Source organism: Streptomyces montanus (assembly GCF_005786655.1).
GTDB lineage: Bacteria > Actinomycetota > Actinomycetes > Streptomycetales > Streptomycetaceae > Streptomyces > Streptomyces sporangiiformans.
On record NZ_VBZC01000010.1, the window covers coordinates 205,918 to 218,708 of the forward strand.

A 12,791-nucleotide genomic window follows, 5' to 3' on the forward strand; every position below is an offset into this window, starting at 1 on the left:
ATGACCGTCACCGAGAACCGCCCCTGGCGCGGTGTCCTCGTCGCCACCGCCCTGCCCCTCGACGACGATCTCTCCGTCGACTACGACGGGTTCGCCGAGCACTGCGCCTGGCTCGTCGAGAACGGCTGCGACGGCGTCGTACCGAACGGCTCGCTCGGCGAGTACCAGGTGCTCACCCCCGAGGAGCGGGCCAAGGTCGTCGAGACCGCGGTCGCCACGATCGGCGGGCAGCGCGTCATGCCCGGCGTCGCCGCGTACGGCTCCGCCGAGGCCCGCCGCTGGGCCGAGCAGGCACGTGACGCGGGCTGCGCGTCCGTGATGCTGCTGCCGCCGAACGCCTACCGCGCCGACGAGCGCTCGGTCCTCGCTCACTACGCGGAGGTCGCGAAGGCGGCCGTACCGGTCGTGGCGTACAACAACCCGATCGACACGAAGGTCGACCTGGTGCCGGAGCTGCTCGCGAAGCTGCACGGCGAGGGGTACATCCACGCGGTCAAGGAGTTCTCCGGCGATGTGCGCCGTGCCTATCGCATCGCCGAACTCGCCCCGGAACTCGACCTGTTGATCGGCGCCGACGATGTGCTGCTCGAACTCGCCCTCGCGGGCGCCAAGGGCTGGGTCGCTGGTTACCCGAACGCGCTGCCCGCCGCGACCGTCGAGCTGTACCACGCGGCCGCACGAGGCGACCTCGCCACCGCCCAGCAGCTCTACCGGCAGCTGCACCCGCTGCTGCGCTGGGACTCCCAGGTCGAGTTCGTGCAGGCCATCAAACTGTCCATGGACATCGTCGGCCGCCACGGCGGGCGATGCCGCCCGCCGCGGGTCCCTCTGCTGCCCGAGCAGGAGGCCGTGATCCGCGCCGCCACCGAGAAGGCCCTCGCGGCGGGGCTCGCATAAGGAGGCTGGTCATGCGCAGCAAACTCGTCCTGCACGCCGTCGACTCGCACACCGAGGGCATGCCGACCCGGGTGATCACCGGCGGGATCGGCACCAGCCCGGGCGCCACCATGAACGAGCGCCGCCTCCACTTCCGTGAACACCGCGACGACATCAAGCAGTTGCTGATGAACGAGCCGCGTGGTCACGCGTCGATGAGCGGTGCGATCCTGCAACCGCCCACCCGCCCCGACTGCGACTACGGGGTCATCTACATCGAGGTCAGCGGCTATCTGCCCATGTGCGGGCACGGCACGATCGGCGTGGCCACCGTGCTCGTCGAGGCGGGCATGGTGGAGGTCGTCGAGCCGGTCACCACGATCCGCCTCGACACCCCGGCCGGTCTCGTCGTCGCCGAGGTCGCGGTGGAGGGCGGGGCCGCCAAGGCCGTCACCCTCCAGAACGTCCCGTCCTTCTCCGTCGGTCTCGATCGCAAGATCACGCTGGCCGATGGGCGGACGGTGACCTACGACATGGCGTACGGCGGGAACTTCTACGCGATCCTGCCGCTCGACCAGTTCGGGCTGCCCTTCGACCGGGCGCGCAAGGACGAGATCCTCGCCGCCGGGCTTTCGTTGATGGAAGCCATCAACGCGGAGCAGGAGCCCGTCCATCCCGAGGACCCCTCGATCCACGGCTGCCACCACGTGCACCTGGTCGCACCCGGCGCGACGGCCCGGCACTCGCGGCACGCGATGGTGATCCACCCCGGCTGGTTCGACCGCTCACCCTGCGGTACAGGGACCAGTGCCCGTATGGCGCAGCTGCACGCGCGCGGCGAACTGCCCCTGCACACCGAGTTCGTGAACGAGTCCTTCATCGGGACGCGGTTCACCGGGCGGCTCCTGGGAACCACCGAAGTCGCCGGGAACCCCGCCGTGCTGCCCAGTTTCACCGGCCGAGCCTGGGTGACCGGCACCGCCCAGTACCTGCTGGACCCGTCCGACCCGTTCCCGGCCGGGTTCATCCTCTGAGCCCTGTCGTCACAAGGAGCCCCGATGTCCGCCCCGCGCACCAGCACCTCCGCCGCCGCACCCGTCCTGCCCACGCTGGGCGGCAAGAAGCCCAACTACCGCGAGCGGGTCGCCGACGCCCTGCGGGCCGCGCTGATCGCGGGCGAACTGCGTCCGGGCGAGGTCCACTCCGCGCCGGCCCTCGCCGCACGCTTCGGCGTCTCGGCGACGCCGGTGCGCGAGGCGATGCTCGACCTCGTCAAGGAAGGCCTGGTCGACACCGTGCCGAACAAGGGGTTCCGGGTCACCACCGTCTCCGAGAAGCAACTCGACGAGTACACCCACATCCGCTCGCTCATCGAGATCCCCACGACCGCGGAGCTGGCCGCCACCGCCGACCCCGCCGCCCTGGAGGCGCTGCGTCCCGCCGCCGAGCAGACCGTCACGGCCGCCGCGGCGGGCGACCTCATCGCGCATGTCGAGGCGGACATCCGCTTCCACCTCGGCCTGCTCGCCCTCGCGGGCAACGAGCACCTGGTCGAGGTCGTCGGCGGCCTCCGCAAGCGCTCGCGTCTCTACGGTCTGCACGCGCTGGCGAAGGCGGGTCTTCTGGAGGAATCCGCCAGGGAGCATCTGGAGATCCTCGACGCGCTCATCACCCGCGACGAGGAGGCGGTACGCGCCGTCATGACCCGGCACCTCGGGCATGTACGGGGCCTGTGGGCCGCACGATGACACCGCGGCCGGCGGGGCCGGCAGAGGTTACGGCGGGGCCTTCCGGCTGACCGCGCGCACTGTGGGCGTCCTCCCGTCTGCGATACAACTGGTGCATGGTAAAGATCCTCATCAGCGCCGACATGGAGGGCGCCACCGGCGTGACCTGGCCGGCCGACGTGCTGCCCGGAACACCTCAGTGGGAGCGCTGCCGGTCGATGTTCACCTCGGACGTGAACGCCGCCGTGCTCGGGTTCTTCGACGGCGGCGCCGACGAGGTCCTCATCAACGAGGCCCACTGGACCATGCGCAATCTGCTTCTGGAGCGGCTGGACGAGCGGGCGCAGATGCTCACCGGGCGGCACAAGACGCTGTCCATGGTGGAGGGCGTGCAGCACGGGGACGTCGACGGCATCGCGTTCGTCGGGTATCACGCGGGCGCCGGCATGGAGGGCGTACTCGCGCACACGTATCTCGCCAACTCGATCACGGGCGTGTGGATCAACGATGTACGCGCCAGTGAGGGCCTGCTCAACGCGCATGTCGTCGCCGAGTACGGGGTACCCGTCGTCCTTGTCACCGGCGACGACGTGGCCTGCGAGGACGCGCTCGGCTATGCGCCCGAGGCACTGAAGGTCGCCGTCAAGGACCATGTCTCGCGGTATGCGGCGGTGTGCCGCACCCCCGCGCGGACGGCGTCCGACATCCGCGCGGCGGCGAAGGAGGCGACCCGACTGGCCGTACGGCACGAGCCCGTGGAAGGCGGCCCGTTCACCGTGGCTGTCGAGTTCGACGCCGAGCACCTGGCCATGGCGGCCACCGTCGTGCCGGGTGTGGAACGGATCGGGGAGCGGAAGGTCGCGTACACCGGCGCGACCATGTACGAGGGCATCCGCACCTTCAAGGCGGTCACCACGATCGCCTCGGCCGCCGTGGAGGAGCAGTATGGCTGACCGGAGCAACGCTGACCGGAGCAACGCTGACCGAGAGGTGGCTCACCGCGACGTGGCTCATCGAGACGTGGCCGACCCGGACCTGGCTCACCGAGACCTGGCGGAGGCCTGCGACGAGGTCGTCGAGTTCACCTCCGACCTGATCCGTATCGACACGACCAACCGCGGGGGCGGGGACTGCCAGGAGCGGCCCGCCGCCGAGTACGCCGCCGCCCGGCTCGCCGAGGCGGGCCTGGAGCCGACGCTTCTGGAGCGCACGAAGGGGCGTACGAACGTCGTCGCGCGCCTGGAGGGCTCCGACCCGTCCGCGGACGCGCTGCTCGTCCACGGTCACCTGGACGTCGTACCCGCGCAGGCCGAGGACTGGAGCGTGCACCCGTTCTCCGGGGAGATCCGCGACGGGGTCGTCTGGGGGCGGGGCGCGGTCGACATGAAGAACATGGACGCGATGATCCTCGCGGTCGTACGCCAATGGGCACGCGACGGCGTACGCCCCCGACGTGACCTCGTCATCGCCTTCACCGCGGACGAGGAGGCGAGCGCCGAGGACGGCTCGGGCTTCCTCGCCGACCACCATCCGGAGCTCTTCGAGGGCTGCACCGAAGGCGTCAGCGAGTCCGGGGCGTACACCTTCCACGACGGCGCCGGCCGGCAGCTGTATCCCATCGCGGCCGGTGAGCGCGGCACCGGCTGGCTGAAGCTCACCGCCCGCGGCCGGGCCGGACACGGCTCCAAGGTGAACCGGGACAACGCGGTGACGCGCCTCGCCGCCGCGATCGCGCGGATCGGCGCCCACGAGTGGCCCGTGCGGCTCACCCCGACGGTCCGCGCGGCGCTCACCGAACTCGCCGCGCTGTACGGCGTCGAGCCCGACCTCGATGACGTGGACGGACTCCTCGGAAAGCTCGGCCCGGCCGCCGCCTTCGTCGAGCCCACCGTGCGCAACAGTGCCAACCCCACCATGCTGAACGCCGGTTACAAGATCAATGTGATTCCGGGAGAGGCCGTCGCCCACGTCGACGGCCGGTATCTGCCCGGCACCGAGGACGAGTTCCGCACGACACTCGACCGGCTCACGGGACCCGACGTGGAGTGGGAGTTCCACCACCGGGAGGTGGCGCTCCAGGCGCCGGTGGACTCGCCGACGTACGCGAAGATGCGCGCCGCCGTCGAGGAGTTCGCGCCCGAGGGACATGTCGTGCCGTTCTGCATGTCGGGCGGCACGGACGCCAAGCAGTTCTCGCGCCTCGGCATCACCGGATACGGATTCTCGCCGCTGAAGCTCCCCGAGGGCTTCGACTACCAGGCCATGTTCCACGGTGTTGACGAGCGTGTGCCGGTCGAGGCGCTGCACTTCGGTGTCCGCGTCCTCGACCGCTTTCTGCGCACGGCCTAGGAAATGGGGGACGAATTGGGGGACATCGTGCAGACCCTGGCCTACGGCTCCTGGCCTTCGCCCATCGACGCGTCGCTCGCCGCCGCGCACGACGGGCACCCCGAGTACGTCGGCTTCGTCGGTGACGAGGCCTGGTGGACCGAGCCGCGGCCCACGGAGGGGGGCCGCCGCACCCTGGTACGCCGACGCGTCGACGGCACCGAGGAGCCCGTACTGCCGGCCCCGTGGAACGTACGGAGTCGCGTCATCGAGTACGGCGGACAGCCCTGGGCCGGCGCGATGCTCGACACCGGCCCCCTGGTGGTCTTCGTCAACTTCGCCGACCAGCGGCTGTACGCGTACGAACCGGGCGCCCCGGACGCCGAGCCGCGTCCGCTGACGCCCGTGTCGCTCGTGGGCGGCGGACTGCGCTGGGTGGACCCGCAGCTGCACCTGGAGCGGGGTGAGGTCTGGTGCGTCCTGGAGGAGTTCACCGGTGACGGCCCCACCGATGTACGCAGGGCCGTGGCCGCCGTCCCGCTGGACGGCTCGGCGGAGCAGAACCGCGACGCGGTACGCGAACTCACCGACGGGCCGCACCGGTTCGTCACCGGCCCCCGCGTCTCCCCGGACGGGCGGCGCGCCGCCTGGCTCGCCTGGGACCACCCGCGGATGCCGTGGGACGGCACGGAGCTGATGCTGGCCGACGTGGCCCCCGACGGGACGCTGGGGCACGCCCGGCCGGCCGCCGGCGGCCCCGACGAGTCCATCGCCCAGGCCGACTGGGCTCCGGACGGCTCCCTCCTCTACGTCAGCGACCGCACCGGCTGGTGGAACCTGTACCGGGCCTCCGGCAGCGGGCCGTCCGTGCCGCTGTGCGCCCGTGAGGAGGAGTTCGGCGGACCGCTGTGGAAGATCGGCCAGCGCTGGTTCGCGCCCCTGGAGGACGGACTGATCGCCGTCGTCCACGGGCGGGGCGCCACCGCGCTCGGCGTCCTCGACCCGGAGACCGGCGAGGTCATCGACACGGCCGGGCCCTGGACCGAGTTCGCGTCGGCCCTCGCGACGGACGGCAGCCGCGTCATCGGCATCGCGGCCAGCCCGCGCAGCGCGTACGAGGTCGTGGAGCTCGACGCCCACACCGGCCGCGCCCGCGTGATCGGCGCCGCCCACGACGACCCCGTGGACCCGGCGTACTACCCGGAACCGCAGATGCGCACCTTCACCGGTCCCGCCGGACGCGAGATCCACGCGCACATCTACCCGCCGCACCACCCCGGCCACGTCGCACCGGGAGACGCAGTCCCGCCCTACGTCGTCTGGGCCCACGGCGGCCCCACCAGTCGTGCCCCGCTCGTACTCGACCTGCAGATCGCCTACTTCACCTCCCGCGGCATCGGTGTCGCCGAGGTCAACTACGGCGGGTCCACCGGCCACGGCCGCGCCTACCGCAACCGGCTGCGTGAGCAGTGGGGAGTCGTCGACGTCGAGGACTGCGCCGCCGTCGCGCTCGCACTCGCCGACGAGGGCACCGCGGACCGCGACCGGCTCGCCATCCGGGGCGGCAGCGCCGGCGGCTGGACCGCGGCCGCGTCCCTGGCGAGCACCGACGTCTACGCCTGCGGAACCATCCTGTACCCCATCCTCGACCTCGCGGCCTGGGGCGAGGGCGAGACCCACGACTTCGAGTCCCAGTACCTGGAAACACTCGTCGGACCCCTCGCCGAGGTGCCGGGCCGGTACGCGGAGCGCTCACCCACCGAACACGCCGACCGTGTCACCGCGCCGTTCCTGCTCCTCCAGGGCCTCGACGACGTCATCTGCCCGCCCGCCCAGTGCGAACGGTTCCTGGCCCGCATGGAGGGGCAGGGGCGGCGCGTGCCGCACGCCTACATCGCCTTCGAGGGCGAGGGCCACGGATTCCGGCGCGCGGACACGATGGTGCGGGTCCTGGAGTCCGAACTGTCCCTGTACGCCCAGGTCTTCGGCCTGAACCCGCCCGGTATCCCGACCCTGGAGCTCGCCAAGTGAAGGAACTCCTCAGACCCCGCCGACTGGGCCCCGGCGCCCGTGTCGCCGTCGTGGCGCCGAGCGGACCGGTGCCCGAGGAGCGGCTCCAGGCGGGGCTCGACATCCTGCGCGGCTGGGACCTGGAGCCGGTCGTGGCCCCCCATGTCCTCGACCGGCACCGGACTTTCGGCTATCTGGCGGGCGCCGACGCCGACCGCGCCGCCGACTTCCAGGCCGCCTGGTGCGATCCGGCCGTGGACGCCGTGTTGTGCGCCCGCGGCGGCTATGGGGCACAGCGCATGGTCGACCTCCTCGACTGGGACGCGCTACGGACCGCCGGACCCAAGGTGTTCCTCGGCTTCAGCGACATCACCGCGCTGCACGAGGCGTTCGCGACCCGTATGGGGCTGGTGACGCTGCACGGACCGATGGCCGCGGGCGTCGACTTCCTGAAGAACGCGCGGGCGCAGGAGCATCTGCGGGCGACCCTCTTCGAGCCGGAGTCGGTGCGGACGATTGCCTCGGACGGCCGGGCCCTGGTTCCCGGGCGGGCGCGAGGTGTCCTCCTGGGTGGCTGCCTGGCCCTGCTCGCCGCCGAGCTCGGCACACCGCACGCCCGCCCGACGGCGCGCGGCGGCCTGCTCTGTCTGGAGGACACCGGCGAGGAGACGTACCGCCTGGACCGCTACCTCACCCAACTCCTGCGCGCGGGCCGGCTCGACGGGGTCGCCGGGATCCTGCTCGGATCCTGGGCCGGGTGCGATCCGTACGAGGAGGTGCGGGCTCTCGTCCTCGACCGGCTGGGCGGGCTCGGGGTCCCGATCGTGGAGGAGTTCGGATTCGGGCACGGCGAAGGGGCGTTGACGATTCCCTTCGGAGTGCGGGGCGAACTGGACGCGGAGGCAGGGACGTTGACGCTGGACGGTCCGGCACTGGTGTAGCGCCTGTGACGCGTGCTTGGGAAGATGGGGCACGGGCTCATTGAGCTGATCGTCGGGGGAACGGGATGCGGTTGCGGGGGCGGGGTGAGCCGCGTTCGGTCACCAACAGGTTCGAGGGCGGGACCGCCGGGCATGTGGTGATGACCGGGTCGGTGCAGGGTGGGATCCATGTCCATCTGCACCCGGGGGAGTGGTCGGCCTGGTCGAAGGCGGGCACAGGTGTGTCCGTGGCGGCCCTCACCGCGTTCGGGGCGGGGCTGCTCCTGCTGGGTGGTGCCGCACCTTGGCGGGTGGGCGGCGCCGTCCTGCTGCTCCTCGCAGCCTGGCAGGCGATCGGGGCGTGGCGGGCGGCCAGGGACACCGACCTGTTTCTGCCGGACGAGCGCCTGGACGCGGCGGCCACGGTGCTGGCCTCCCGGCTGCGATCCGTCTACGACCGTGAGGAGCGGCTGTCCCGGATCCATGACCCGGTCCCTCTCCGGGTCCGCTGGGCCGAGGGGGACCCTCTCCTGGCCGACCACTGGATCAACATCCGGGACGGCGAGGACGGCCCGCTGGACCTGACGGGCGAACTGGCCGATGTGGCAGCGGAGTTCACCCGGCTGCCGCTGCGCCGCCTGGTGATCCTGGGAGCCGCCGGGGCAGGGAAGTCGGTGCTCGCCCTGCGCTTGGCCCGCGCCCTGTTCGACGCCGACGAGGTGGAACGGGGCGTCCCCGTGGTGCTGTCGCTCGCCTCCTGGAATGTCGCTCAGCAGGGGCCGTGGGCGTGGGCGGCACGTCAACTCGCCGACCACTACCCGGAGATCGGACGGAGCGACACCGAACGAGACGCCGTCGCACGGGCCCTGCTCGGCAGCGGGCGCGTGCTGGTCGTACTCGACGGTTTCGACGAAATGCCCGAGGGCGGGCGCGGTGAGGCCCTGCGCCAGCTCAACGCGGGACTCGGACCGGGGCGCGGGCTCGTCCTGACCAGCCGCCCGACGGCGTACGCCGACGCGGTGGCCGACGCCGATGTCCTGACCGGAGCGGCCGTGGTGCAGCTTCAGCCGCTGGGTGTCGCTCAGCTGGCCGAGTTCCTGCCGCGCACCACCCGCCGGACGGGACGCCATGAACAGACCGCCACCAAATGGGACCCCGTCCTGGAGCGGCTGGCCGCCGAGGAGCGCGACCGGCCCGCCGCCCGGTTGCGCGCCGCTCTGGCCACGCCCCTGATGGTCGGGCTCGCGCGGGCCGCGTACAGCGACACCGATGCCGACCCGATGGAACTGCTGGACTCCCGCCGCTTCCCGGACCGGCAGGCGATCGAGCGGCATCTACTGGACGCGTATGTCCCCGCCGTCTACCGGATTCCGCTGGACGACCGTGGCGCACGGGGCCCATGGCAGGCCGAGGACGCCGGGCGGTGGCTGGCCTTTCTGGCGAGGCATCTGCGGGCGACCGGCACACAGGAACTCTCCTGGTGGCGGCTGGAGTTGGCGCATCCCGCAGTCGTCGGTGCGATCCCTGCCGTGCTGGGGTTGCTCCTGCTGACGGGCGCGCTGTACGGGACGGGGGCCGGGCGCGCTGTGGCCGACGGATCGCTGCCCGGTCCGCTGTGGCTCCTCTTCGGCCTACTGGCGCTGCCCGCGGCGCTCCTGTGCTGGGCGAGCCAGCCGAGGGAGCCACTGCCGGGGCCGAGGCGGCTGACCTTCCCGTGGGGCTGGCGGCCCTGGCGGCCGATCGAGTCGCTGACCGCCCCGGCGGACATCGGGGCCGCCACGGGACCCCGGGCGGTCCTCCGGGACGATCGGGTCGCCTCGCTGACCACCGGCGTGTTCCGGGTCGCGGAGGGTGACCATTCGTCATGGACGTTGCCCGTCATCCTCCTTGTCTCGTTCACCGCGTTCTGGATCAGCTGGCGGACGCACGGCCTGGACTGGGGGTACGAACCCAATCCCACGGACTCGGCCGTGCTGATCGTCTGCGGGTGTGTGGCGTTCGTGCTGTGCGGTGCGACGCGGACCGCATGGGCGCGCTATGCGCTGGCCCGCTGCTGGCTGGCGGCGACGGGGCGGCTGCCGTGGCGCTGCCACGCGTTTCTCGAGGACGCCCATCGGCGTGGGGTGCTGCGGCAGAGCGGCGGCGTGTACCAGTTCAGGCACTTGGAGCTGCGCGACCGGCTCGCCGGGGAGGGGGAGCCGGAAGGCGGTGCCAAGGATCCGCACGTGCTCTTCGACATCGGGGGTTGGGTCGGTCAAATGCTCCTGGTCGCAGGGCTGTTCGCCTGGGGCGGCTATGCCCCGGGCACCGTCCCCGCGGCGGCAGGTCCGCACTCCGCGCCACCTCCCGCCTGCACACTGCTGTCAGACGGCGAGCTTCGGCCGGTCATGTCGCGCCCCGAGAAGATGTCCCGTGCCCAGCTGGACACCGACGACAAAAGGGCCTGCGGCTGGTGGGAGACGGGGCCGGGGCGCGACGCGTTGTTGCGGCTGACGGTCCTGAGGCAGGCTCCGCGAGGCGGGGTCAGTGCGGTGCGGATGGCGGAGAACCAGGTGCAGGACGGCAAGGCCCGCCCGTTGCCCGGTGTGGCCGACAGCGCGTCCTGGGAGGCGGAGAAAACACCCGAGTTCGGCGAAGGCGGTTACCAGGCCACCGTCCGAGCCCGTTCCGGCAACGTGTGGCTTACGCTGACGTACCGGGAGGAACTGGCCGACCGTGAGCGGGTGTTGAGCATCGGCGCGATCCTGGCCCAGCAGGTCCTGCACAACGCGGAGATCGCCGACCCGCCACGGCGCCGGCTCGCCGCGATCCCTCTCCCCAAGCCGCCCGCCGACTCCCGCTTCGCGCGCTACCGGGCCGTGGACACGCGTCCTGTCGTCGGCGACGAGGTCTGGAAGGGCAACGAACGCTCGCAACTGTACGGAGCCCGCGAACTGCCCTTCGCCTTCCGCGGCCCGAGGCTGGACTGCTCGCAGGAATTCGGGACTCCTGTGCGGTGGTCGTGCGGGCCCGGCACCCGGACGCAGGACGAGCCGGTCTACGCCGGACAGGAAATCGCCATCGAGGACTGCGGCCCCACCATCTGCTCAAAGGCCAAGGTCAACCGCTTCGCCAAGGCCTTCCGCTGGTACGCCGACAAGCACGCCTCGGACTGGAAGTACCTCGACGAGTCCACCCAGTACAACCACGCGACCTTCCCGGTGAAGCCCGACAAGGACTGGCCGGGCCTCAAGAAGGTGTACGGCGTACAGCTCCTGCGGCATATGAAAGTGGGCGGCACGCACTACCTCCTCGCCTTCCGCGCCTATGCCGACGCCGCCCACGCCGACCTGCCCCGCAAGACGCTCGGCGATGTGTGCGCGCAGACCACACCGTCGGTCTGAGAAGCCGGTCCGGGCGGCCGTCGCGTGTACTTCACGAAGCGGCGCCGACAGGGGGCCGCGTACCGTGGCGGGGTGCACGACAACACCGACAGATACCTCGCCGAAGGCCCCCGCGTGGGCATACGGCGCTACCGCAACGAGGACGGCGCCGAGTTCATCGCCCGCGTACGCGAGAGCAAGGACCTGCACCACCCCTGGCTGTTCCCGCCCACCGGGCGCGACGCCTACGCCGCGTACGCGCGACGGCTCAACGAGGATCCGACGAAGGCCGGGTTCCTCGTCTGCGAGAAGGACGGCGGCGGTATCGCCGGGTTCATCAACATCAACAACATCGTCGAGGGCGCCTTCCAGTGCGGGGCAGTGGGCTACGGCGCCTTCGCGCACGCCGCGGGGCGCGGGCTGATGAGCGAGGGGCTGGGGCTGGTCGTGCGCTTCGCGTTCGGCAGGCTCGGGCTGCACCGACTGGAGATCAACATCCAGCCGCACAACGCCGCGTCGATCGCGCTCGCCCGCCGCTGCGGCTTCCGGCTGGAGGGCTTCTCGCCGGACTTCCTGTTCATCGACGGAGCCTGGCGGGACCACGAACGCTGGGCCATCACCGCGGAGATGGTGCGCCCTCGTGGGTGAGTCCTGGGGGCGGAGCCCCCAGGGAACAAAGCGGCGGGGCTACTCCGTCGCGTTCCGGTCCGCGTACTCGTACACGGTCCCGTCCGGGTGCAACGCGATCAGATTGCGGCCCGCCGGTGTGGCCACCGGGCCGGCGAGGACCTGCGCGCCCGAGTCGGTGAGCACCTGGTGGGCTTCGTCGACGTCCTTCACGGCGATCGTCGCCGAGACCTTCCGGAGCACCTCGAGCTCCGCCGCCGGTCCGCTCATCAGCAGGAAGCAGCCGACCGCGGCGACCGACACGCCGCCGCGCTCGAAGCGGTGCGCTCTGCCACCCGCCAGCTTCTCGTAGAAGGGGACCGTAGCCTCCAGGTCGTCGACGCAGATGCGCAGCGTGGCTCCCAGAATTTCCATGCGTCAGAGCCTAGTTGGCCGCGGGCCGAGAGCGAGATCGTTTCGGCCGGAAACCTGCGCTGTCCCGAGGGGCGGACGGTCCCGTGTGCCCGAGGTGGTGGCGTTATGCGCGCAGGGGCGCGGGTACCCGGCCGCCATGGATCGCATCGATCACGTGGATCATCTGGAACATCTGGACAAGAATCTGGTCGACGAACTGGCGCAGGTGGCCCGGGACGCCGTACGCGACGAACTGCGCGAGCAGACGCGCAAGCAGCGCCGCGCCGCCGCCCTGTACGCCGCGTCCGGCGCCGTCGCTCTCTACGCGGGCGGTGCCCTGGCCGTCACTCTCGGTCTGCTGCTCGCGCTCGGGCTGCCCGACTGGGCGGCCGCGCTGATCACCGCCGCCGTGCTCGCCGTGGCGGCGTACGTGCTGCGCAACGCGGCCCGGCCCGCGACGTCCCGGCCCACGCCGGAACGGGTCGCCGCGGGCCAGGGCGACCGTCTCGCCGCCGGTACGCCGCCCGGGCCGGGCTCGTCCGCGTATC

The 12,791-nt window shown here is 71.8% G+C and carries 11 protein-coding genes; 10 read left to right on the top strand and 1 reads right to left on the bottom strand.

The annotated features are described in order from the left end of the window. The 9 genes from FE633_RS11655 (at position 1) to FE633_RS11695 (ending at position 11,871) form a co-directional block, all read left to right on the top strand. On the top strand, positions 1 to 897 hold the full coding sequence (locus FE633_RS11655; RefSeq protein WP_138045052.1) for a dihydrodipicolinate synthase family protein: 897 nt from the start codon (positions 1 to 3) through the stop codon (positions 895 to 897). An 11-nt stretch (positions 898 to 908) separates the two neighbouring features. Next, the gene (locus FE633_RS11660; protein WP_138045053.1) at positions 909 to 1,910 is read left to right on the top strand and encodes a proline racemase family protein; all 1,002 of its coding nucleotides are present in this window, start codon (positions 909 to 911) and stop codon (positions 1,908 to 1,910) included. Between the two features lie 24 nt (positions 1,911 to 1,934). Then, positions 1,935 to 2,624, top strand: coding sequence for a GntR family transcriptional regulator (locus FE633_RS11665; RefSeq protein WP_138045054.1), 690 nt, complete (start codon positions 1,935 to 1,937; stop codon positions 2,622 to 2,624). Positions 2,625 to 2,719: 95 nt separating this feature from the next. Continuing rightward, positions 2,720 to 3,556: a M55 family metallopeptidase gene (locus FE633_RS11670; RefSeq protein WP_138045055.1), complete on the top strand. Its 837-nt coding sequence runs from the start codon at positions 2,720 to 2,722 to the stop codon at positions 3,554 to 3,556. A gap of 52 nt (positions 3,557 to 3,608) precedes the next feature. Further along, a complete protein-coding gene (locus FE633_RS11675) occupies positions 3,609 to 4,952 on the top strand; it encodes a M20/M25/M40 family metallo-hydrolase (protein WP_425473171.1) in 1,344 nt (447 codons plus the stop codon). A gap of 3 nt (positions 4,953 to 4,955) precedes the next feature. Beyond that, complete coding sequence (locus FE633_RS11680) at positions 4,956 to 6,962, top strand: S9 family peptidase (RefSeq protein WP_138045056.1); 2,007 nt, start codon at positions 4,956 to 4,958, stop codon at positions 6,960 to 6,962. Then, the gene (locus tag FE633_RS11685) at positions 6,959 to 7,882 is read left to right on the top strand and encodes a S66 peptidase family protein (RefSeq protein WP_138045057.1); all 924 of its coding nucleotides are present in this window, start codon (positions 6,959 to 6,961) and stop codon (positions 7,880 to 7,882) included. The genes FE633_RS11680 and FE633_RS11685 overlap by 4 nt, the downstream gene beginning before the upstream one ends. A gap of 140 nt (positions 7,883 to 8,022) precedes the next feature. After that, positions 8,023 to 11,244 carry an NACHT domain-containing protein gene (locus FE633_RS11690; RefSeq protein ID WP_171059908.1) on the top strand — a complete coding sequence of 1,074 codons (3,222 nt, stop codon included), beginning with the start codon at positions 8,023 to 8,025 and terminating at the stop codon, positions 11,242 to 11,244. A gap of 72 nt (positions 11,245 to 11,316) precedes the next feature. Continuing rightward, positions 11,317 to 11,871 (top strand): GNAT family N-acetyltransferase, encoded by a 555-nt coding sequence (locus tag FE633_RS11695; RefSeq protein ID WP_138045059.1) that lies wholly within the window; start codon positions 11,317 to 11,319, stop codon positions 11,869 to 11,871. Positions 11,872 to 11,910: 39 nt separating this feature from the next. Here FE633_RS11695 and FE633_RS11700 read toward each other — a convergent pair whose 3' ends face one another. Continuing rightward, positions 11,911 to 12,264, bottom strand: coding sequence for a VOC family protein (locus tag FE633_RS11700; protein ID WP_138045060.1), 354 nt, complete (start codon positions 12,262 to 12,264; stop codon positions 11,911 to 11,913). 145 nt (positions 12,265 to 12,409) lie between these two features. Between FE633_RS11700 and FE633_RS11705 the strand changes: the two genes are divergently transcribed. After that, the coding region (locus FE633_RS11705; RefSeq protein WP_138045077.1) for a phage holin family protein at positions 12,410 to 12,791 on the top strand (382 nt) is incomplete at its 3' end.